18 protein-coding genes are annotated in these 21,091 nt (G+C 71.0%); 8 read left to right on the forward strand and 10 right to left on the reverse strand.

What is annotated here, in order from left to right:
- Positions 1–146: 146 nt before the first annotated feature.
- From PUR53_RS06990 to PUR53_RS07000, 3 genes are all read left to right on the forward strand, one after another.
- Entirely contained in the window at positions 147–641 is a 495-nt protein-coding gene (locus tag PUR53_RS06990; protein ID WP_329907756.1) for a MarR family winged helix-turn-helix transcriptional regulator, read from the forward strand.
- An 81-nt stretch (positions 642–722) separates the two neighbouring features.
- Positions 723–1,214: a sigma factor-like helix-turn-helix DNA-binding protein gene (locus tag PUR53_RS06995; RefSeq protein WP_329894689.1), complete on the forward strand. Its 492-nt coding sequence runs from the start codon at positions 723–725 to the stop codon at positions 1,212–1,214.
- A complete protein-coding gene (locus tag PUR53_RS07000; RefSeq protein WP_329907739.1) occupies positions 1,211–1,459 on the forward strand; it encodes a hypothetical protein in 249 nt (82 codons plus the stop codon). Before PUR53_RS06995 ends, PUR53_RS07000 begins: the two co-directional genes overlap by 4 nt.
- A gap of 37 nt (positions 1,460–1,496) precedes the next feature.
- On the opposite strand, the gene PUR53_RS07005 is transcribed toward PUR53_RS07000, so the two are convergent.
- Entirely contained in the window at positions 1,497–2,651 is a 1,155-nt protein-coding gene (locus PUR53_RS07005) for a cystathionine gamma-synthase (RefSeq protein ID WP_329907740.1), read from the reverse strand.
- A gap of 197 nt (positions 2,652–2,848) precedes the next feature.
- Here PUR53_RS07005 and PUR53_RS07010 point away from each other — a divergent pair, with 197 nt between their 5' ends.
- The 3 genes from PUR53_RS07010 (at position 2,849) to PUR53_RS07020 (ending at position 6,884) form a co-directional block, all read left to right on the forward strand.
- Positions 2,849–3,967, forward strand: a complete 1,119-nt coding sequence (locus PUR53_RS07010) for a hypothetical protein (RefSeq protein WP_329907741.1) — start codon at positions 2,849–2,851, stop codon at positions 3,965–3,967.
- Between the two features lie 182 nt (positions 3,968–4,149).
- Positions 4,150–5,790, forward strand: coding sequence for a M48 family metallopeptidase (locus tag PUR53_RS07015; protein WP_329907742.1), 1,641 nt, complete (start codon positions 4,150–4,152; stop codon positions 5,788–5,790).
- Positions 5,787–6,884: a hypothetical protein gene (locus PUR53_RS07020; RefSeq protein ID WP_329907743.1), complete on the forward strand. Its 1,098-nt coding sequence runs from the start codon at positions 5,787–5,789 to the stop codon at positions 6,882–6,884. The genes PUR53_RS07015 and PUR53_RS07020 overlap by 4 nt, the downstream gene beginning before the upstream one ends.
- 112 nt (positions 6,885–6,996) lie before the next feature.
- Here PUR53_RS07020 and msrA read toward each other — a convergent pair whose 3' ends face one another.
- From msrA to PUR53_RS07035, 3 genes are all read right to left on the reverse strand, one after another.
- Complete coding sequence (gene msrA / locus PUR53_RS07025; RefSeq protein ID WP_239756920.1) at positions 6,997–7,509, reverse strand: peptide-methionine (S)-S-oxide reductase MsrA; 513 nt, start codon at positions 7,507–7,509, stop codon at positions 6,997–6,999.
- 149 nt (positions 7,510–7,658) lie between these two features.
- Positions 7,659–8,501, reverse strand: a complete 843-nt coding sequence (locus PUR53_RS07030) for an MBL fold metallo-hydrolase (protein WP_329907744.1) — start codon at positions 8,499–8,501, stop codon at positions 7,659–7,661.
- A 210-nt stretch (positions 8,502–8,711) separates the two neighbouring features.
- Positions 8,712–9,755, reverse strand: a complete 1,044-nt coding sequence (locus tag PUR53_RS07035; protein ID WP_329907745.1) for an NAD(P)-dependent alcohol dehydrogenase — start codon at positions 9,753–9,755, stop codon at positions 8,712–8,714.
- Between the two features lie 180 nt (positions 9,756–9,935).
- Between PUR53_RS07035 and PUR53_RS07040 the strand changes: the two genes are divergently transcribed.
- The gene (locus PUR53_RS07040; RefSeq protein WP_329894698.1) at positions 9,936–10,856 is read left to right on the forward strand and encodes a helix-turn-helix transcriptional regulator; all 921 of its coding nucleotides are present in this window, start codon (positions 9,936–9,938) and stop codon (positions 10,854–10,856) included.
- Positions 10,857–10,889: 33 nt separating this feature from the next.
- Here PUR53_RS07040 and PUR53_RS07045 read toward each other — a convergent pair whose 3' ends face one another.
- The 5 genes from PUR53_RS07045 to PUR53_RS07065 form a co-directional block, all read right to left on the reverse strand.
- Positions 10,890–14,222, reverse strand: a complete 3,333-nt coding sequence (locus tag PUR53_RS07045; protein WP_329907757.1) for a S8 family peptidase — start codon at positions 14,220–14,222, stop codon at positions 10,890–10,892.
- Between the two features lie 225 nt (positions 14,223–14,447).
- Entirely contained in the window at positions 14,448–15,131 is a 684-nt protein-coding gene (locus PUR53_RS07050; protein WP_329894699.1) for an ABC transporter ATP-binding protein, read from the reverse strand.
- A 157-nt stretch (positions 15,132–15,288) separates the two neighbouring features.
- On the reverse strand, positions 15,289–16,785 hold the full coding sequence (locus PUR53_RS07055) for an ABC transporter permease (RefSeq protein WP_329907746.1): 1,497 nt from the start codon (positions 16,783–16,785) through the stop codon (positions 15,289–15,291).
- Between the two features lie 187 nt (positions 16,786–16,972).
- A complete protein-coding gene (locus PUR53_RS07060; RefSeq protein WP_329894701.1) occupies positions 16,973–18,241 on the reverse strand; it encodes a L,D-transpeptidase in 1,269 nt (422 codons plus the stop codon).
- A gap of 218 nt (positions 18,242–18,459) precedes the next feature.
- Positions 18,460–18,804 (reverse strand): hypothetical protein, encoded by a 345-nt coding sequence (locus tag PUR53_RS07065; protein ID WP_329907748.1) that lies wholly within the window; start codon positions 18,802–18,804, stop codon positions 18,460–18,462.
- Positions 18,805–18,914: 110 nt separating this feature from the next.
- Between PUR53_RS07065 and PUR53_RS07070 the strand changes: the two genes are divergently transcribed.
- On the forward strand, positions 18,915–19,241 hold the full coding sequence (locus PUR53_RS07070) for a hypothetical protein (protein WP_329894703.1): 327 nt from the start codon (positions 18,915–18,917) through the stop codon (positions 19,239–19,241).
- Between the two features lie 193 nt (positions 19,242–19,434).
- Here the strand turns inward: PUR53_RS07070 and hutH are convergent, their stop codons facing one another.
- Positions 19,435–20,973, reverse strand: a complete 1,539-nt coding sequence (gene hutH, locus PUR53_RS07075; RefSeq protein ID WP_329907758.1) for a histidine ammonia-lyase — start codon at positions 20,971–20,973, stop codon at positions 19,435–19,437.
- Positions 20,974–21,091: the final 118 nt, after the last annotated feature.

Consider the following 21,091-nt stretch of genomic DNA (forward strand, 5'->3'; position numbering starts at 1 on the left):
TCACAGCGGTGGAACGCGTGTGTGACCAAGGCGCGGGACTGGTTTCAGCGGCGCCGGTACGCCCCGCGTCCGGTCCGCGTACTCTGTCCCCCAACCCAGCGCCCCACGCATGAATTGAGCCTTTGGCCATGCCCACAACACCTGAAATGTCGATGGACATGACGACCGCCGGTGACAACGGTCTTCTCGACACGCTGCAGCACGAGGTCGCGGTGTTCGCACGCCGTGCCGAACAGACCCGGCTCGGCGGCGTCGGGCAGGTGCGCAACTCCATGGACCGTGCCGCGTACCTGCTGCTCAACCGCCTCGACAACGAAGGCCCGATGGGCGTCAAGGCGCTCGCGGCGAGCATGGGGATCGACTCCTCGACGGTCACCCGGCAGGTGGCGCCGCTCGTGGACACGGGACTCGTCAAGCGCACCTCGCACCCGGAGGACGGCCGGGCGGTGGTGCTCCAGTTGTCGCCCCGTGGGCTCGCCCGCCTCGAGGAGGTACGTTCCTCCAGGCGCCAGCTGATGGCCGAACTCACCCAGGACTGGGCCCCCGAGGAGCGCGAGGCGTTCTGCTCCCTCCTCACCCGTTTCAACACGGCGCTCTCCACCCGCATGGCGGCGGCGCCGGAGGCACCGTCGCCCTCCTGACCCTTGACCGCGCCCCCGCTCCTGGCCTCATATGAGAGCGGGCCCTGTTCCCCTCAGGGCCGGCCTCAGGCGGGAGGCGTGGTGCGAGATCGACATGGGGCCCAAGGCGCCCGCCGGGCCCGGGAGTTCGAGGCGTTCGTCGCGGGTGCGGCGGGGCGGCTGTTGCAGACCGCCACCCTGTTCACGGCGGAGGCGCCGGACGACAACCCGCGCGCGCGACGGCTGCTGACGCACGCCCTCGCCCACACGTACGCCACCTGGGACCGGCTGCGCGGTGAGGACCCCTACGACCGGACCCGCCAGCAGTTGGCCGTCCGTTTCGCCCGGGCGGCCTGGCACCACCACACGTTCTTCCGCCACGCGCGCGTGGGCGCCCTGGGCGTTCTCAGTCCCCAGGAGCGGCTGATCCTGGTCCTGCGCCTCTACGAGGGAGTAGCCGAGGAACAGACGGCGGCGCTCCTCGGGCTGCCCGTCGAGCGGGTGCGGACGATCTGTCTGCGCGCGATGGCGACCGTCCTGCATCCCCCACGCGAGGTCCGCGCCAAGAAGGTGGTGGAGGTGGCGCCGTCATGAGTCTGCGGGAACGCGAGACGGCCGTACGGCAGATCCTGGAGCGCCGGCCGGCCCAGGTGCCGCCCGACCTGTGCGCGGCGGCGATGCGGCGCGGCGGGCGCATGCTGCGGCGCCGGACGGTGGCCCGCCGTCTGCTGTGGCTGGTGCTGTCGGCCGCCGTGGTCGCGTTCTTCGTGTGGGCGCTGACGACCCGCCCCTGGGTGGAGCCGCCGTCGACGACGACCCCACCGGTGACGGACTGGTGAGCGCCCGCGGCCCGGGACCGGTCCCGGGCCGGAGTGCCTAGCCGAGGGCCTGCTGGAGGTCCTCCAGCAGGTCGTCGACGTTCTCGATGCCCACGGAGAGGCGGACGAGGTCGGCCGGCACCTCCAGGGCCGAACCGGCCACCGAGGCGTGCGTCATGCGCCCCGGGTGCTCGATCAGGGACTCCACGCCGCCGAGGGACTCGCCGAGGGTGAACACCTTGGCGCGGTCGCAGACCTCCAGGGCCGCTTCCTCGCCGCCGGTGACCCGGAACGACACCATGCCGCCGAACGCCTTCATCTGCTTGGCGGCGACCTCGTGACCGGGGTGCTCGGGCAGGCCGGGGTAGTAGACGCCGGCCACGCGCGGGTGGCGGGTCAGCATGTCGGCGACCGTGGTGGCGTTCTCACTGTGCCGGTCCATGCGGACGGCGAGCGTCTTGGTGCCGCGCAGCACCAGCCAGGAGTCGAAGGGCCCGGCGACCGCGCCCATCGCGTTCTGGTGGTACGCCAGTTCCTCGCCCAGCTCCTGGTCGCCGACGATCAGGGCGCCGCCGACGACGTCGGAGTGGCCGCCCATGTACTTGGTGAGCGAGTGCACGACGACGTCCGCGCCGAGCGCGAGCGGCTGCTGGAGGTAGGGGGTGGCGAAGGTGTTGTCGACGACCAGCTTCACGCCGGCCTCGCGGGCGACCTGGGCGACGGCCGCGATGTCGGTGATCCCGAGCAGCGGGTTGGAGGGGGTCTCCACCCAGACGACCTTCGTCTTGGGGGTGATGGCGGCGCGGACGGCCGCGGGGTCGGAGGTGTCGGCCACCGACCAGTCCACGCCCCATCGGGAGACGACCTTCGCGAAGAGACGGAACGTGCCGCCGTACGCGTCGTTGGGGATGACCACGTGGTCGCCGGGGCTGAGCAGCGTACGCAGCAGGCAGTCCTCGGCGGCCAGCCCGGACGCGAAGGCGAGGCCGCGGCGCCCGCCCTCCAGGGCGGCGAGGTTCTCCTCCAGCGCGGTGCGCGTGGGGTTGGCGCTGCGGCTGTACTCGTAGCCGCCGCGCAGGCCGCCTACGCCGTCCTGCTTGAAGGTCGAGACCTGGTAGATCGGCGGGACGACGGCGCCGGTGAGGGGATCCGCGGTGTTGCCCGCGTGGATCGCGAGGGTCTCGAAGTGTTGGCTGTGGTGGGTGTCGCTCATAGATGTCGAGCCTAAGCGCTCCGCGCGGCCGCCGGGACGCCTCATAGCTCGGGAGCGACTGTGTTCGGGCGACTGCGGGTCTGTCGTGGCCGGTCGCGCAGTTCCCCGCGCCCCTGGCCATGCCGCGGGCAGCGGAGTTGTCCACAGGACGCCGACCGGGTTGCGCAATTGTCGGCGGCGTCTGGAACCCTTGTGGCATGGAGATTCTCTGGGTCCTGATGGCGATGCTCATGATCGGGTTCGTGATGTGGCCGATCGTGGCGCGGCGGCGGGCCGGTATTCAGCAGGTCGAGGCGGGGCATCCGGACGCGGCGGACCCGGCGGACTACGGGTTCATGCGCCAGGAGCTGCTGGACGTGCGGATGCCGGGCCCCGACCAGGATCTGCTGGACGTGCTGGACGTGGTGCAGCGTTCCCAGGACTACCGCGCGGCGAAGCAGCTGCTGGCCGGTACGGAGGCGGACGGCGAGGTCAGATGGCAGCGGGTGCAGGCGTTCGCGGGCGCGGCGGCGCTGGAGCTGGCGCAGCGGCCCGGCGGGGTGGGCGAGACGCCGGGCGGGCAGTGGCTGCGGGTGTGGCGCGCGGAGGCCCCGAAGGACGCGGGCGGCGCGGCGGTGCACGCGGAGTTCCTGGTGCAGCAGGCGTGGCGGACGTCGACGCCGGGCACGGACGACTTCCGGATCATCATGGAGGAGGCCAGGTCGGCGTGTGGCGACGCGGCGCTGCTGGCCCCCGGTGACCCGATCCCGTACATCATCGAGCTGTCCGTGGCGCGTGGGCTGGCGTACCCCCGGGCGGAGTTCGAGCAGCTCTGGCTGAAGATCCTGGACCGGGCGCCGGCGCACATGGGCGCTCATTTCGCGGCCCTGCACTACTGGTGCGAGAAGTGGCACGGTTCGCGGGAGCTGGCGTACTCGTTCGCGGAGGCGGCCGCGGCCCGCGCGCCGCAGGGTTCGCTCCTCGCGGCCATGCCTCTCTTCGCGGTCTTCGAGCACCTGCCCGAGGTGAACCTGGTGCAGGGCTTCTACGAGAGCGAGGTCGTCACCAAGGCCATCCACGGTGCCCTGTTCGCGGTGCACGCCGCGCGCCCCGACGACCCGATGCTGGCCCATGTCCGCCATCTGCTGATCCTCTTCCTGGTCCGCTCCGAGCGCTGGTCCGAGGCGATGGACCAACTCGTCCACGTCGACGGCCACGTGGGTGCCCTGCCCTGGACCCTCACCTCCGACCCTGCCGCGGACTACGCGATATACCGGGCGCTGGCGGTCGCGGGGTACGAGGCGAACGGCGGCAGCCCGGCGACGCTGCCGCACTGACCCCGTGGGACGTCACTGACCCCGTGGGACGTCCGGCCCGCCCCCAGTAAGCCCTTGCGACCCCGCACACCCGTGCGAAATACTCCGCCCCTCACACCTTTGGTCATGGACACGTCCCAGACCGACCGTTTTCACCGTATTCATGATCGTTCGCGATCTTTCCGTGGGGGGAAACCTGCCCAATGGGCGCGACCCTGCGCGCACTGCGCGCCCTCGTGCTGCTCGCCGGCTTCTATCTGCTCGGCGTGATCCTGCTCGCGGCGCTCGTCGGCGCCGACTACCTGCTCTACCTGCACGCTCCGTCCGGCGTCGCCGCCAAGCTGTACGTGGTCTCCGTACTGCTCGCGATCCCGCTGGTCCGCGGTCTGTTCATGCTGCGGACGCCTAGGGGCGAGGAACCGCCCGGCCTGCCGGTGACGGAGGCCGACGAGCCCGAACTGTGGCGGACCGTACGGGAGTTGGCCGACCAGGTCGGCACCCGGGCGCCCTCCCGGATCGTCCTGACGGCCGACGTCAACGCCGCGGTCGCCGAGGACGCCCGGCTGCTCGGCCTGCTGCCCGGCCCGCGCCGCCTCTACCTCGGCGTACCGCTGCTCCAGGGCCTGACCGAGGCGCAGCTGCGCGCGGTCCTCGCCCATGAGCTGGGCCACTACTCGAACTCCGACACCCGGCTCGCCGCCCTCACCGTGCGCGGCCGCGCCCAGGTGCTGCGCACCGTCCGGCACTTCGAGGAGCGGGCCGACAAAAGCGCCGGACGTGAGCGGGCCCGGCAGGAGAAGAAGAACGCCAAGGCCGCGGCCAAGGGGAAGAAGACCCGGGAGATCGACACCGGGCACGCGGGCCTCACGTACCGCGCGATGGCGAAGATCTACATCGGCTACGCCAAGCTGTACATGCGCGCCACGCTCGCCGGTTCCCGCCGCCAGGAGTACGCCGCCGACCTCGCGTCCGTCCGCGTCGCCGGCCGGGACGCCACCGCGTCGGCGCTGCGCGAGATCCCGGCGCTGGACGCGGCGTTCGGGTTCTACATGAACAGCTACGCCACGCTCGGCGCCGAGGCCCGGCTGATGCCGCCGCGCGGCGAGTTCTTCGGTGGCTACGGGCGCATGCTCTCCGCCCGCCAGCTCGAACTGGTCGGCCTGCGCACCGACCTGCCGACCGAGCCGGCATCGCCGTACGACTCGCACCCACCCATCGCCGACCGGGTCGAGCGGATCGAGGCGCTGCCCGCCGACGGGCGGACGGACGAGGCCAGGGGCGCGGCGCTCGGCCTGCTCACCGACCCGGACCGGACCCTGGCGGCGCTGGAGGACGCGGTCCTCACCGAGGACGTGCTGCGGTTCCGGCGCACCGGCGACTGGCAGGAGCTGCTCGACGGTTCGATGGTCGCGAACTTCGCCTCCCTCGACACCCCGCTGCACCGGGCGCTCGCCATGTACACCAAGGACCACCCGACGCTGGCGGCGCTGCTCAAGGTGATCGACGACGGTCAGCTGTGGCAGCTGGCGCGGCGGCTGCCCCTGTCCGACCAGGCGACCGAGGCGCAGGGCCGGGCCTTCCGTGAGTTCGTGCGGCCCGCGCTGGCCGACGCGCTGCAGGGCATGGTGCTGGCCGAGCTGAGCGCCCACTCCCGGCTGAGCTGGGAGTTCTCCTGGTCGGAACCGGCCGCGGCGCGGCTGGCGCCCGCCCCGGACGGCACCGAGAGCGACCTCGGCGCGGCGATCGACGCGGCCGTCGCCGACCACCCGGACACTCGCCCGCTACGCATGCTGCTGCCCACCCCCCAGGGCCCCGCCGCCCGAGAAACGGACGCACCGCGATGACCGTACTGCTGTGGATACTGGCCGTCCTGGCGGTGCCGACCCTGCTCTTCGGGCTCTGGATCGCCGGGGTGTTCCTCAAGGAGTTCTTCCGCCCCAGCGGCGACGTCGACCCGGACGTCGCCCAGGCGATGGGACTGCTACCGGCCGAGCGGCAGAACACCGAGTACGCGGGCCCGCTCCCGACGGGGGTGGAATCCGCACTCGCGGCCGTACGGGGCGGCGACTGGAAGGCGGCCGCCAAGCTGATGCACGACACCGGCCGGGACTGGGAGCGCCGGTCCTCCGCCGCGTATCTGCTGGCGGAGATCGCGGCCAAGGAGGACGACTGGCTGCTCGCCTGGGAGGCGGACCGTCCCGACGACCCGGACGCCGCCGTCGTCCGGGCCCGCAGCACGGTCATCCTGGCCTGGGACCTGCGCGGCGGGAAGCTGGCCAAGTACACGACCGGTGAGCAGTTCGGCGGCTTCCACCGGATGCTGGAACGTTCCCGCGAGGAGATCGGCAGGGCGGCGGCGCTCAACCCCGACGACCCGACGCCGTTCATCACCGAGATCTGGGTCGCGCTCGGGCTCGGCTATCCGCACGCCGAGATGGACCGGCTCTGGACGGAGATCACCGCCCGGGCGCCGCACCACTACGAGGCCCACTTCTCGGCGCTGCAGTACTGGTGCGCGAAGTGGCGGGGCTCGGAGAAGCTGGCGACGGAGTTCGCCGAGCGGGCGGCGGCGAACGCGCCGCTGGGTGGCCTGCTGACCGTCCTGCCGCTGATCGCGCACTTCGAGCACGACACGTCGGACGACGCGGAGGCGGACCGCACCCCGAAGATGATCGGCCGCGTGGACGCGGGTCTCGCGGACGCCGCCGCGGCCGACCCGACCCACCCCCGTCTCCCGGAACTCCGGCACCTCCTCGCGTACTACCTCGCCCTCCAGGACCGCGACGACGCCGCGCTCGAACAGTTCAAGCTGGTCGACGGGTACGTCAACGCGCTGCCGTGGCGCTACCAGGGCGACGGCGAGGCGATGGCCGCGTACTACTGCCGGATCCGGAACGCGTCGGCCGCCGTGGTGGCGGCGGCGTCCTCGACCGACTGAGCGGGCGACTCCAGGCCCGGTGCCCAGGGCTCGGCACGGCCCGGCGGCGGAGCCTTTGCTCCTTCCGCCGGGCAGTCTCGCGGCCGGCCCTCGCGCGGGCGGGCTCTCGCGGTCAGCCCTCCGTACGGGCGGGCAGCCGCCATCCCGGGCGCGGGAAGTGGCAGGTGTAGCCGTCCGGGTAACGCTCCAGGTAGTCCTGGTGCTCGGGCTCGGCCTCCCAGAAGGGCCCGACCGGCTCCACCTCGGTGACGACCTTGCCCGGCCACAGGCCGGAGGCGTCCACATCCGCGATCGTGTCCTCGGCGATCCGCTTCTGCTCGTCGTCCACGTAGTAGATCGCCGAGCGGTAGCTGAGGCCGATGTCATTGCCCTGGCGGTTCCTGGTGCTCGGGTCGTGGATCTGGAAGAAGAACTCCAGGAGCGCGCGGAAGTCGGTCCTCTCAGGGTCGAAGAGGATCTCGATGGCCTCCGCGTGCGTACCGTGGTTCCGGTACGTGGCGTTCGGCACGTCACCCCCGGTGTATCCCACCCGGGTCGCCGTCACGCCCGGGAGCCGGCGGATCAGATCCTGCATTCCCCAGAAACATCCGCCCGCCAGCACGGCCCTCTGCGTCTGCGCGGTCATCGCGACCCTCCCATACAGTCAGCTCGGTGACTCGGTGTACTCGTCTCGCACACCGCCGCCCTCCGATACCCACCGTCCTCAACGCGCGAGCACTCCGGGCGATTCCGTGCCGGTCCTGTCGTGCGGCACGGGGGGAACCGCGCGGCCCCTCAGGGGCCGTGGCCGCCGCCCTTCGGTTCGAACTCCGCCAGCATCCGTTCCAGGGCCGCCTGGTCCGGGCCCGTGAAGGGCGGGGCGTCCGGGGCCGTGGTGAGGGTGTCGAGGAGGGAGCCGGTGATGCCGGCGGCCGGGGGCAGGTGGGTGGAGAGGACGAGGTCGGGCTTGCGGTCCTTCAGCGGCTGGAAGGTCGCGAGGTACTTGTCCATGTCGACCGTCCTGACCCAGGGGCTGTCCACCGTGGCCCAGAGCAGCTGAGCGGTGCGCAGATCGTCGACGGCGACGTCACGGACGTCGACGGCCTGGGCGAGGTCGGCCGTGGGAAGCGGCGCGCCGAAGCAGTCGGAGCTGAAGCAGACTCCGGAGAGGTCGTCGAAGAAGCCGACGGTGGCGGGGTTGTCGAACAGCGGCGGGCGGAAACCGGTGAGGGTGCGGTCGCCGATGTCCATCGACTCGCCGGGGTTCAGGAGATAGCAGCGGTCGAGCGGCAGCGGGCGTTCGCAGGAGAGGATCCCCGCGCCGACGAAGGTCGTCACGACCCGTGCGTCGGGCGCCGCCGCGAGCAGGTCGAAGAGGCCGCCGGTGTGGTCGCGGTCGGGGTGGGTGAGCCAGATCCAGCGCACGTCCTTCGGATCCAGCACGGAGCCGAGCGTCTCGACGAAGTTCCGGTCGGGCAGGCTCAGACCGGTGTCGACCACGACCGGCTGGGCGGACAGCAGGACGAACGCGTTCACCGGGATGTGCCCGATCCCCGGCACCTCCAGGCTGTCGGCGAGAACGCTGATGTCCGGGCGCAGCCGGTGGACGGTGCCCGGACGGGTCTTCTGCAGGGGCATGTCGCTCACACCTCGTCAGCCCCCCGGGTGGTGATCGCGTCGCGGCCGCCTGTCTCTCCCCCGCTCCTCCATCGTCCGGCCGCACCACGCACGGGGCAAGCGGCACGGGGCGCAGACCCCGTGCCGCTTGAGGGGCGCGGGGAACTGCGCGACCAGCCCCCACTCACCCGCAGCCGGACACGACGCGACCGCCCCGCCCGACCAACGCGCTCAGATCGTCGACGTGTCGATCACGAAGCGGTAGCGCACGTCGCTCGCCAGCACCCGCTCGTACGCCTCGTTGATCTGGTCCGCGCGGATCAGCTCGATCTCGGCACCGAGGCCGTGCTCGGCGCAGAAGTCCAGCATCTCCTGGGTCTCCCGGATGCCGCCGATGCCGGAGCCCGCGAGGGTCTTGCGGCCGGCGATGACGGAGAAGAGGTTGAGGGCGACGGGCTCCTCGGGGGCACCGACGTTCACGAAGGCGCCGTCGGTCTTCAGCAGGGAGAGGTAGGCGTCCAGGTTCAGGGGCGCCGAGACCGTCGACACGATCAGGTCGAAGGTGCCCGCCAGCTCCTTGAACGTCGCCTCGTCGCTGGTCGCGTAGTAGTGGTCGGCGCCCAGCTTCAGGCCGTCCTCCTGCTTGCGGAGGGACTGCGAGAGCACAGTCACCTCGGCGCCGAGCGCGTGCGCGAGCTTGACGCCCATGTGGCCGAGACCGCCGAGACCGACGACGGCGACCTTCTTGCCGGGGCCGGCGTTCCAGTGCTTGAGCGGCGAGTACGTGGTGATGCCGGCGCACAGCAGCGGCGCGGCCTCGTCGAGGGCGATGCCGTCGGGGATGCGCAGGGTGAAGGCCTCGTCGACGACGATCTTCTCGGCGTAGCCGCCGTAGGTGGGCTCGCCGTCCTTGCCGACGGCGTTGTACGTGCCGACGTTGCCCTTGAGGCAGTACTGCTCCAGGCCCGCCGCGCAGTTCTCGCACTCGCGGCAGGAGTCGACCATGCAGCCGACGCCGACCTTGTCACCGACGGCGAACTTGGTGACGCCGGAGCCGACGGCCTCGACGACACCGGCGATCTCGTGGCCGGGGACCATCGGGAAGATCGCCTCGCCCCAGCCCTCGCGGGCCTGGTGGATGTCCGAGTGGCAGATACCGGCGTACTTGATGTCGATCAGTACGTCGAACTCACCGACCTCGCGGCGCTCGATCGTGGTGCGCTCCAGCGGAGCCTTGGCGGCGGGCGCCGCGTAGGCGGCAACAGTGGTGGTCATGCCGTGGTTCTCCTGATCGTCGTCCCGCATCCGGCTGCCTTCCGGCCGGCTGCGGATACCAGCCTGCCCGAAGTCACAGGATTCACCCAGGCCACGGCTTTGCGTACGTCCGCCGGTCCTACCACTGGCGGGGTCAGGCTCACCGACCCCTGCGGTCGTACGACCGTGAATACTTGCCGTATGGACGAACAGCCCGAAGCCGCGCGGGAGCCCCAGGCCGGTCAGGCCGCCGGGGCGCTGGACCGGCGCGCCGAGCTCAGCGAGTTCCTGCGCACCCGGCGGGCCCGGCTGCAGCCGGAGGACGTGGGCCTGCCCACCTTCGGGCGGCACCGCCGGGTTCCCGGGCTGCGCCGGGAGGAGCTGGCGCAGCTCGCCGGGGTGTCGGTGGCGTACTACACGCGGCTGGAGCAGGGCAACGGGCGCAATGTGTCGGCGGAGGTGCTCGACGCCATCGCGCGCGCCCTCCGGCTGAACGACGCGGAGCACGCCCACCTCACGCATCTCGCGAAGCCGAAGGCGCACAAGAAGAAGCGTTCGGCCCGGCCGCAGCAGGTGCGGGGCGCCCTGCGGCAGCTGATCGACACCCTCGACGGCGTTCCGGCGTACGTCACGGGCCGGCGCTCGGACATCCTGGTGTGGAACCGGATGGCGGCGGCGGTCTTCGGGGACTGGTCGGCGCTGCCGCCGCAGGAACGGAACTGGGCGCGGATGGTGTTCCTGCGGCCCGACTACCGGGATCTGTACGTCGACTGGGACCAGAAGGCGGCCGACATCGTCAGCTATCTGCGGATGGACGCGGGCTGCCATCCGGACGATCCGCTGCTGTCGGCGCTGGTGGGCGAGTTGTCGGTGAAGAGCGAGGAGTTCCGGCGGCTGTGGGCGGCGCACGACGTGAAGGAGAAGAGCCACGGGGTGAAGCGCATGCACCACCCCCTGGTCGGTGAACTCACCCTCTCCTTCGAGACGTTCCGGCTCCCCGACGACCACGAGCAGAGCCTGATCACCTACCACGCCGAGCCGGGCTCGCCCTCCGCCGACGCCCTGCGTCTCCTGGCCAGCTGGGGCACGGACGCGAACCGCGCGTCGACGGCGACGCCGTAGCCGACGGGCGACGCGTCCGTCACCTGCCGGATCTCACCTGCCGAAGTACGCGTCGTGGATCGTCACCGTCGACGTGTTCCCCTTCCTGTCGGTCACCACGGCTCGCAGGGAGACGCTCTTGCCCGCCGCCGGAGCCCTCTGGGCGAACCTGCTGTTCTTCAGGGCGACCTTCGTCCACTTCTTGCCGTCACCGGACACGTACACGGCCAGCGACTTGAGGTTCTCGCCCCGGGCCGCGCCCTGCACGGTGACGCGGACGGTGCCCTCGCTGCCGGCCGGGGCGGTGCTGTCGAGCCCCAGGAACGGGGCGCCGAACCGGACGGTGGAGACCGGGAGTTTCGAGTCGCTCGCGGTCTTCTGCGAGGTGAAGGTCCAGCTCGCGTCGATCCGGGAGGCGGCCCGGGCCAGCTCGGCGGACCGGGAGATGGACGTGGTCAGACGGTAGGTGGCGAGGCCCGCCGGCACCTTGAACTGCCCGGACCCGTCCAGCGCGTCCTCGCTGGAGGCGAGCTTCTCGCCGCCCCGGTGGAGGACGGTCGTGACCTTCTCGTAGAAGGAGGCCCCTGCGTGTCCGCGCCCGTCGGCGAACATCGGCAGCAGGCCGTACACCGTGTTCCCGTCGCGGCGGATGCCGTAGAACCCGGCGATCTTCGGGCCGAAGACCCCGACGTTGAAGGTCCGGGCGTACGTCCTGCCCGCCTCGAAGGTCTGGCTGTCACCGGTCGAGTAGTACGCGTCGAGCAGCGGGAAGCCCTGTTCGTCCTCGGCGCCGTACTGCTCGAAGTCGAGGCTCCACTTCACGCCGCGCACGGCGGACAGATGCAGCGTGCGGGTGCCGGGCAGGGGTTGCGGGACGCCGACGGCGGGTGAGGCGGGGCTGTCGGGGAGCCAGGCCCAGGGGATGACGGCGCCGGTCTTCCCCGCGGCGGAGGAGCCCAGGCCGGTCCGCACGGTGGACAGTTCGCTCTTCTTCCAGCGCTTGGTGAAGCCGGTGGCGAGCTTCGTGACCTTGCCTCCGGTGGCGACGGCATATTGCTCGGTGTCGCCCTTGGTCCACTGGCCCACCCAGTTCTGACTGAGCCGGCCGCCGGTGATCTGCGGACCGAGGTGCGCGGTCCGGAACCCCTCGTAGGTGTCGAGCAGCCATCCGAAGGTGTACCCGCTGTCGCCGACCAGCAGGGTGAACTCGGGTGCCGCGAAGGCCGGTTCGGCGCCCGTGTCGGGCACGGTGATGTCCACGGGTTTCGTCTTGCGGGCGTCCAGTGTGAGGGAGGTCGTCCGGTCGACGGTGAGCGTCGGCCGGGACAGCCAGTCCGCTCCCTTGCCGTAGTTCTTCGGGTCCACGACGATCCCGGCGTTGAAGATGTACGTGCCCTCCGGCACCCGCAGCTCGACGGTGCCGTCCTTGTCGTACGGCGTGAACCACGTGCCCTCGGCGAGCCCGGAGATCCCGGTCAGGTCGAGCATGTGGTTCTCGGCGGGCCCGCCGTCCCGGTCGATCATCTTCAGCGTGACGTCGTAGGACTCCTCCTCGCGCTGCACGGCCACCGCCGTGCGTACGCCCTGGCCGCCGCCCTCGGCGACGACGTACGCCGAGTAGGGCCCGTCGAGTCCGCCGCCGAGCCGGGTGTCGACGGTGACCTTCACGGAGGCCCTGCCGCCCGCCGGGACGGTGACCTTCTTCGCGCCGAGCCGGAAGAAGCCGGCCGGGGCGGGCTTGCCGTTCGGGGCGGTGCCGGTGATCGAGAGGCCGAGGGTGACGGCCTTGGTGCCGAGGTTGTCGTAGGTGAGCTTCCTGGTGACCGGCTTGTCGTCGGTGTGCGGCCACTCCTGGACGCCGAAGTCGACGGAGACCGGGTCGGCGACCACCCGCTGCTTGATCGCCCGGTCGACGCGGACCCGGCCCGAGCCCTGCTCGAACGGCGTGTACGGGCCGCCCTTGGCGGACGCGACGAGGACGGCCTTCAGTTCGGCGTACGTCCAGTCCGGGTGCTGCTGCTTGAGGAGGGCGGCGGCTCCCGCGACATGCGGGGTGGCCATCGACGTGCCGGAGATGGTCAGGTACCCCGCGGGTTTCTGGCCGACCTCCTCCTCGATGACGCTGCCCGGGGCCGCGGCGGCGGTGATGGCGACACCGGGAGCGGTCACGTCGGGTTTGATCTGTCCGTCCATGCCGGGGCCCCGGCTGGAGAACGGGGCGATCCGGTCCTTGTCGTCGACGGCGCCCACAGTGAGCGCGGCGGCGGCGCTGCCCGGCGAGCCGACCGTCCGCTCCGCGTCGCCCTCGTTGCCGGCGGCGACCGCGAAGAGGATGCCCTTCTCTGCGGAGAGCTTGTTGATCTCCGCCTCCATCGGGTCGACCTCGGGGGTGTCGCCGCCGCCCAGGCTGAGGTTGACCACGTCGGCGCCCTGCTCGGCGGCCCAGTCCATGCCCGCGATGATGGAGGAGTCGTCCCCGTAGCCCTCGTCGCTCAGCACCTTGCCGTTGAGCAGCTTCGCGCCCGGCGCGACGCCCTTGTACCTGCCCTTGGACCTCGCCCCGGTGCCCGCCGCGATGGAGGCGACGTGTGTGCCGTGACCGTACTTGTCGGTGGTGTCGGGGGAGGTGGAGAAGTTCTTGGCGGCCGTGACCTGGCCCTTGAGGTCGGGGTGGGTGGCGTCGACGCCGGTGTCCAGGACCGCGATGGTGACGCCCTTGCCGTCGTAGCCGGCCTTCCATGCCTTGGGGGCGCCGATCCGGGAGACCGACGTGTCGAGGCTGACCTTGCGGACGCCGTCCAGCCAGAGGTGCGCGACCCCGGTGGCGGTGGTGCCGTCGGCGTCGGTGACCGCCTTCCACAGCGCGGCGACGTCGTCCTTCGGGGTGAGCACCGCGTCGGCGTTCAGGGTCTTGAGGGTGCGCCGGACCTCGGTGTCACCGGCGTCCCGTACGTCGGCGCGGGCGCCGGCGGCGGTTCCCGAGTAGCCGACGATCAGTTTGAGGCCCTGTTTCTGGGAGGTGCGGGTCGCCGAACGGTTCAGCACAGTGACGTCGAAGAGCCGCTTGTCGACCCTTCCGGTGGCGATGAGCCGGGCGGCATCGGCCGGCAGCACATAGGTGTGGCCGCCGGCCGTGCGCAGCTGCACCGGCACGCCCTCACGGCCCTTCGCCCGCTCCAGGCCGAGCACCCGGCCCTCGGCGTCGACGAGCACACGATCACCGGTGACGAGGGTGATGCGGTGGCTCGCCCCGACTCCCGCGCCCCGGGCACCGGGAGCGGCCAGGGTCGCGCCGCCGGCACGCTCGGATATCGCGGACGCCGGGCCGGTCGTGCCCGCCGTCGCCCCCAGGGTCGTTCCCGCCGTGACCACCACGGCCGACGCCATGGCGGTCACGGCCGTACGCGCGCGCTTCGCATGTCTGCGCAAGTCTCCCCCTTGAGCCTGCTGGTCCGGTTGACCCGGTTGATCCGGCAGGGGGACCGTCCGCACACATACGCGTCAATTCCCCCCGGTCCACGCAGTATGACCGGGGGTCAACTCCCGCCACACGCCTCGCGGCTGGGCGCACAGCGGCGAAGTACGGGCATGCGCGACCCGCACGCGCCCCCGTCATGCCTCGGCGTTCTCCTTCACCGTGATCCGCCCCTTGCGGATCGTCGCGACCCGGGGGGCCTTCCTCGCCAGGACGGAGTCGTGGGTGACCATGATGAAAGTGAGCCCGTGCTCCTTCCACAGCGTCTGGAGGACCTCCATGATCTCGTCGCGCGTGGACTCGTCGAGGTTGCCGGTGGGTTCGTCCGCGAGCAGTACCTTCGGCCGCTTCACCAGCGCGCGGGCGATCGCGACGCGCTGCTGCTGACCACCGGACAGCTCGGCCGGGAGGTGCCCCAGCCGCTCGCCCAGACCCACCGACTCCAGCGCCTCGGCGGCCCGTTCCCGCCGTTCCTTCGCCTTCACGCCGAGCGGCACGAGAGCCGTCTCGACGTTCTCCTGCGCGGTCAGCGTCGGGATCAGGTTGAAGCTCTGGAACACGAACCCGATGTTCTCGCCGCGCACGGTGGTGAGCTTCGCCTCCGACAGTCTCGCCAGGTCGGTCCCGTCGAGTTCGACGCTCCCGTCGGACGGCTTGTCCAGCCCTCCGAGCATCTGGAGCAGGGTGGACTTCCCGCCCCCGGTGGGCCCCTGGATGACCAGCCGGTCCCCGTCGGCGATGGTGAGATCGACCCCGTCGAGCGCGGTCACGGTGTCCTTGCCGCGCGCGTACCGCTTGGTGACACCACGGAGTACGTACATGTGCAACTCCCGGAAGGCATAAGAGGGTTGGTGGAGAAGGGGGTTGGTGGAGAAGGGGGTTGGTGGAGAAGGGGGTTGGTGGAGAAGGGGGTTGGTGGCTGATCCGAAGAGGGTCGGTGGCTGATCCGGCCGTGGGCGGTCGTGCCGCCGGGCCCGTCTACTCCACGCGCCGCAACGCGTCCGCCGGCCGCAGCCGGGAGGCGCGCCAGCCGCCGAACGCCCCCGCGGTCAGCCCACCCGCGACGGCGAGCCCCACCGCCACGCCGATCGTGGTGACGCTGACGGGTGCCGTGAGCGCCACCTCCAGCGCGTTCGAGGCGGCCTGGCGTCCCCCACCGGGACCGCCACCACCGGCGAAGCCACCGGGCCCGCCACCGCCGGGTCCACCACCGAACCCACCACCGGTCGCGCCGATCTCCGCCTGGAGCGTCGGACTGATCGCCGTCACCGCGTAGGCCCCGCCGAGCCCCAGCGCGATCCCGAGCGCACCGCCCACGAGTCCGTTGACGACGGCCTCACCGACGACCTGCCGGGTGACCCGCCCCGACTTCCACCCGAGCGCCTTGAGCGTGCCGAACTCCCGCACCCGCCGGGACACAGCCGACGAGGTGAGCAGCCCGGCCACCAGGAACGCGGCCACGAGCACCGCGATCGACAGCCATCTGCCGACGCTGGAGGCGAGGTCGGACGCGGTCGACAGCGATCCGGAGACCGTGTCGGCGAGATCGGCGGAGGTGGTGACGGTCGTCCCGGAGATGTTCTTCTGGATGGCCGCCTTGACGCTGTCGATCCGCTGCGAGTCGCTCGCCCTGACATAGATCGTGGTGACCTTGTCCTTGGAGTCGCTGAGCGTCTGCGCCTGCTTGAGCGGCATGTAGAGGTTGGCCGCCGCGTCCCCGCTGTCGGGCGTCGCGATCCCGATGACCTCGTACTCGACGCCGTTGATCGTGACGCTGCCGCCGACCTTCAGCTCCTTCTCCTTGGCGTACGACGCGTCCGCGACGACCACCTTGGCGTTCGTCTCGGACGTCTTGAACGTACGACCGCTGGTGATCTTCGAGGAGGTCAGCGGGCCCAGCGCGGGCTCGGTGACGTCGGTGCCGTAGACGGAGTAGTTGTCGACGTCGAACTCGGCGCCGCCGCCCTCGACCCGCCCCTGCGGCTGCCCGGTGCCACCGTCCTGACCGCCGCCGGGTCCGCCCTGCCGGCCCCCGGCGCCCTCCTCCTGCTGGAACTGCCCCTGCCGGAACTGCCCGTCCACCTTGATGACCTGGAGACTGAGCCCACCGACGGCCTCCGCGACGCCCTGCTGCTCACCGACCTCGGTGACGGTCGAGCTCGCGAGGGTCTGGAAGCCCTGGACCCGGACGAGGTCGCTGCTCTGCTGCCCGCCCGAGTCGTCGTCCTGGGCGTCGAACTCGAACCGGGGGCGTTCGCCGCCGCCCTCGCCGGGCGCGGCGGCGGCCTTGGTGACGGTCATGTCCGTACCCAGGCCGTACAGGGATTCGAGCACCTTGGCCTGGGCCTTCTCCATGCCCGAGGAGACGGAACTGACCACGATCACCAGCGCGATGCCCAGGGCGAGGCCGCAGGCGACGACGAGCGCCGCCTTTCTGCGGCGGCGCAGTTCGCGCCTCAGGTAGGTGAAGAACATGGCGGCAAGCTAGGGACGCCGCGTGATGAAGGGATAAGCCCTCGATAAGAGCCCGATGAGAACCCTGGGGCGACCCCCGCGAACGGCGATGCCGCCCCTGGGTGCGTCCCGGGGGCGGCATCGGTGCGGTACGGCCAGTGCTGTTCGGCCAGTGCTGTACGGCCAGTGCGGTTCGGCTGACGGCGAATCAGACCGCCGAACCCGCCTTCCAGTCGGCCCAGTTCAGGTTCCAGCCGTTGAGGCCGTTGTCCGGGGCGACCGTCTTGTCACCGGTGTTCCGGATGTCGACGACGTCACCGACGATCGAGTTGTTGTAGAACCAGTAGCCCGCCGTGCCCTTGTCGTTGGCACCCTTGGTGTCGTTCAGACCGACACAGCCGTGGCTGGTGTTGACGTTGCCGAAGACGGAGTCGGCGCCCCAGTAGTTGCCGTGGATGAACGTCCCGGACGTGGTGAGGCGGATGGCGTGCGGCACGTCCTTGATGTCGTACTCGCCCTTGCCGTCGTCGTCGGTGAAGCCCACGGTCGCGCCGTTCATGCGCGTCTCCTTGAACATCTCCGACATCACCATGACGCCCTTGTACGTCTTGTTCTCGGGCGAACCGGCGGAGATCGGGATGGTCTTGACGACCTTCCCGTCCTGCATGACCTTCATCTGCTTGGTCTTGGCGTCGACGACGGAGACCTGGTTCCGGCCGATCTTGAAGGTGACCGTCTTCTGCTGCACACCGTAGACACCGTCGGCGCCCTCGACCCCGTCGAGCGCGAGCTTCAGGGTGACGGTGGAGTTCTCCTGCCAGTAGTCCTCGGGGCGGAAGTCGATGCGGTTGGCGTTGAACCAGTGCCCCACGACCTCCTGGCCGGAGCTGCTGGAGACGGTGATCCCCTTCTGGACCTCGGCCTTGTTGGTGATGGCCTTGTCGAAGTTGATCGAGACCGGCATGCCGACGCCGACGGTGGAGCCGTCCTCGGGCGTGAAGTTGCCGATGAAGCTGTTGGCCGGGGAGACCGTGGTGAACGCGGCGTTCTCGTGGGCCTCGCGGCCCTCGGAGTCCTGGGCCTCGGCCGTGATCTTGTAGCTGGTGGACCGCTCCAGCTGGACGCTCGGGGCCCAGCTCTTCTTGTCCGCGGATATCTCACCCTCGACGGCGGCGCCCTCGGCGGTGGTCATCTTCACGTCCGTGAGCGTGCCCTTGCTCACGGTGACCTTGGCCGAGTTGTTGATGGAGGCGTTGTCCGAGCCGTCCTTCGGCGTGATCTTGATGTCGGCCTCGGAGGTCTTCTCGGCCGCCGCCTTGTCGGCCTGGGCCTGCGAGGAGTCCCCGCCGTCGTTCCCGGACGCGTTGTCGCTGTCACCCCCGCTGCACGCAGAGAGCACCAGCACCCCACCGAGCAGCGCGGACGCGACCGTCAGGCCCCTGCGCCGCTTACTGTTCGTCATCACACGCTTCTCCATCGTTGCCGAATCCCCAAAACGCCGAAGATCCCCGTAAGCACTTAAACACCACTACGGCACCGAGCCGTTCCGCCGAAGCGGATATGTGGGATACGCCACTCCACCCGCAACGGATCGACGGCGACCCGGCGGCGGTGCACTAGTGACTGGTGCGACCCATGAGACGAAAAAAACCCGGGCGGCGGTTGCCGCCCGGGGCCATCAATCTCCCGAGCCGCTCAGCCGAGTCGGTCTTCCTCTTCGTCCTCCCGGTCATCATCCTCGTCCAGACCCCATTCCGGCGAATCGGGGTCGTAGTCGATTCCCTCGCTGCTCCAGGAGGCCTGGGCCAGTTCGACCCCCGGGACATCCCCCACCAGGTCGAACGGGTCGACCAGATAGGCGAGGGCCTCTGCCGTGTCCTCCGTCACCGCGTTCTCGGCGTGTACCCGTTCATCGGCGGGCATATCGGGGTCGCCCGAGATCCGGCGCAATGCGGCGCCGGTCACGGCCTCCACATCGTCGACCTCGACCACCAACTCGACGCGAAGCCGGACAAACTGTGATGTCTCCGTTGTACTCATGCTCCGGAGCGTACGGCTCACGGGTCACGCGACTTTCCCGCGACCCGCGCCTTTCATTAGCATCGCTCCCTACGGCCAATTCGCCAGCGCCACAAGGGGATCGATATTCCGTGTCCGTCGCACGTCGCGCGTCGTCCACCGCCCGCCGATCGCTGCTGACCGCCACCGCCGCGGGCACCCTCCTGGGTGCCCTGTGGTTCGTGCCGTCCGCCAACGCGACCCAGGACGAGCCGGCCATACACGACCGGACGACCACGACGACCGAGACGGCCACGGACACGACGGCCGACCGACCCCGCGAACTCGCCGACACCGGCAGCCCCAACACCACGCCGTACATCATCGGCGGCACGGCCATGCTGGGCGTAGGCGCGGCGTTCGTCGCGTATTCGATCCGCCGCGAACACGAGGATTTGGGTCCGGTCGGGGGCGCGTAGTCGCCTGCGGGTGCGTGGGGGCTTCTCGCGCAGTTCCCCGCGCCCCTCAAAAAGCAGGGGCTGCGCCCCGTGCTTTTTGCTTTTAGGGGCGCGGGGAACTGCGCGAGAAGCCCCCACCGGACGGACGCTTGGGGGTCAAAGGGGCACAGCCCCTCGAGGATGGGACGGGTAGGGGCGGCGGGGGCGAGAAAACTCAGGCGAGCCCCCCGGTGACGGACTCCGCCGCCGCCACCAACCGCCCCTCCCGCACAAACCTTTCGGCCAACGCCAGATCGGGCGCGAGAAACCGATCCGGCCCAGGCCCCTCGACCCCGGCCCCCCGCACGGCCTCCACCACGGCCCGCGTAGCCGGCGCAGCCACCAGCCCCTCCCGCAGCTCCACCCCCCGCGTCCCCGCGTACAACTCCACCGCCAGCACCCGAGCCAGCCCGTCCACGGCGGTCCGCAGCTTCCGCGCCGCCGACCACCCCATCGACACATGGTCCTCCTGCATCGCGGAGGACGGGATCGAGTCGGCCGAGGCCGGCACGGCGAGCCGCTTCAGCTCACTCACCAGCGCCGCCTGCGTGTACTGCGCGATCATCAGCCCGGAGTCGACCCCGGCGTCGTCCGCGAGGAACGGCGGCAGCCCGTGCGACCGGTTCTTGTCGAGCAGCCGGTCCGTCCGCCGCTCCGCGATCGACGCGAGATCCGCCACCGCGATGGCGAGGAAGTCGAGGACGTACGCGACCGGCGCGCCATGGAAGTTCCCGTTGGACTCCACCCGCCCGTCCGGCAGGACCACGGGATTGTCGACCGCAGCCGCCAACTCCCGCTCCGCGACGAGCCGCGCATGCGCGAGCGTGTCCCGCCCGGCCCCGGCGACCTGCGGAGCGCACCGCACCGAGTAGGCATCCTGCACCCGGGGCGCGTCGTCCTGGTGGTGCCCGGTCAGCCCCGACCCCTTCAGCACGGCGAGCATGTTGGCCGCGGAGGCGGCCTGCCCCGGGTGAGGGCGGATGGCGTGCAGTTCGGGCGCGAGGACCCGGTCCGTGCCGAGCAGCGCCTCCAGCGAGATCGCGGCGGTGATGTCGGCCGATGTGTAGAGCAGTTCCAGGTCGGCCAGCGCCATGACCAGCATGCCGAGCATGCCGTCGGTGCCGTTGAGGAGGGCCAGCCCCTCCTTCTCGCGCAGTTCGACGGGCGCGATGCCGTGCGCGGCGAGCAGCTCACCGGCGGGCCGTACGACGCCGTCCGGGCCCTCCGCGTCGCCCTCGCCCATCAGGGTGAGCGCGCAGTGCGACAGCGGCGCCAGATCGCCGGAGCAGCCGAGGGATCCGTACTCGTGCACCACGGGCGTGATCCCGGCGTTGAGGACGTCGGCCATGGTCTGCGCGACCTCGGGCCGTACGCCGGTCCGGCCGGAGCAGACGGTCTTCAGTCGCAGGAACATCAGCGCGCGCACGACCTCGCGCTCCACGCGCGGCCCCATGCCCGCCGCGTGGGAGCGGACGATGTTGCGCTGGAGCCGGGCGCGCAGCTCCTGGCTGATGTGCCGGGTCGCGAGGGCGCCGAAGCCGGTGGAGACGCCGTAGACGGGCTCCGGCTTGGCCGCCAGCGCGTCCACGATCTCGCGCGCCGCGGCGAGGGCGACCACCGCCTCGTCGGAGAGCTCGACCCGGGCGCCGGCGCGCGCCACGGCGAGGACGTCGGCCGCGGTGACCCCGGACGTCCCCAGGACCACCGTGTCCACAGAGTGCATATCCATATTCAGGATCGTAGGGACTGAATCGCCGAATGTCACGACCGAACGGCGGAGGGGCTCCTTACCCGCCGTGATCCGCAATCCGCGTAGATCGGAATCCCCTCGG

This window comes from Streptomyces sp. SP18BB07 (assembly GCF_036322545.1).
Taxonomy (GTDB): domain Bacteria; phylum Actinomycetota; class Actinomycetes; order Streptomycetales; family Streptomycetaceae; genus Streptomyces; species Streptomyces deccanensis.

What these genes read in the sequence shown, in the direction of transcription:
- PUR53_RS07030 (WP_329907744.1), bottom strand. Translation starts at nt 8,501, where the DNA reads ATGCCCCTGCAGAAGACCCGTCCGGGCACCGTCCACCGGCTGCGCCCG.
- PUR53_RS07045 (WP_329907757.1), bottom strand. Translation starts at nt 14,222, where the DNA reads ATGGCGTCGGCCGTGGTGGTCACGGCGGGAACGACCCTGGGGGCGACG.
- PUR53_RS06990 (WP_329907756.1), top strand. Translation starts at nt 147, where the DNA reads ATGTCGATGGACATGACGACCGCCGGTGACAACGGTCTTCTCGACACG.
- PUR53_RS07015 (WP_329907742.1), top strand. Translation starts at nt 4,150, where the DNA reads ATGGGCGCGACCCTGCGCGCACTGCGCGCCCTCGTGCTGCTCGCCGGC.
- PUR53_RS07055 (WP_329907746.1), bottom strand. Translation starts at nt 16,785, where the DNA reads ATGTTCTTCACCTACCTGAGGCGCGAACTGCGCCGCCGCAGAAAGGCG.
- PUR53_RS07065 (WP_329907748.1), bottom strand. Translation starts at nt 18,804, where the DNA reads ATGAGTACAACGGAGACATCACAGTTTGTCCGGCTTCGCGTCGAGTTG.
- PUR53_RS07050 (WP_329894699.1), bottom strand. Translation starts at nt 15,131, where the DNA reads ATGTACGTACTCCGTGGTGTCACCAAGCGGTACGCGCGCGGCAAGGAC.
- msrA (WP_239756920.1), bottom strand. Translation starts at nt 7,509, where the DNA reads ATGACCGCGCAGACGCAGAGGGCCGTGCTGGCGGGCGGATGTTTCTGG.
- PUR53_RS07005 (WP_329907740.1), bottom strand. Translation starts at nt 2,651, where the DNA reads ATGAGCGACACCCACCACAGCCAACACTTCGAGACCCTCGCGATCCAC.
- PUR53_RS07040 (WP_329894698.1), top strand. Translation starts at nt 9,936, where the DNA reads ATGGACGAACAGCCCGAAGCCGCGCGGGAGCCCCAGGCCGGTCAGGCC.
- PUR53_RS07010 (WP_329907741.1), top strand. Translation starts at nt 2,849, where the DNA reads ATGGAGATTCTCTGGGTCCTGATGGCGATGCTCATGATCGGGTTCGTG.
- PUR53_RS07060 (WP_329894701.1), bottom strand. Translation starts at nt 18,241, where the DNA reads ATGGAGAAGCGTGTGATGACGAACAGTAAGCGGCGCAGGGGCCTGACG.
- PUR53_RS07000 (WP_329907739.1), top strand. Translation starts at nt 1,211, where the DNA reads ATGAGTCTGCGGGAACGCGAGACGGCCGTACGGCAGATCCTGGAGCGC.
- PUR53_RS07035 (WP_329907745.1), bottom strand. Translation starts at nt 9,755, where the DNA reads ATGACCACCACTGTTGCCGCCTACGCGGCGCCCGCCGCCAAGGCTCCG.
- PUR53_RS07020 (WP_329907743.1), top strand. Translation starts at nt 5,787, where the DNA reads ATGACCGTACTGCTGTGGATACTGGCCGTCCTGGCGGTGCCGACCCTG.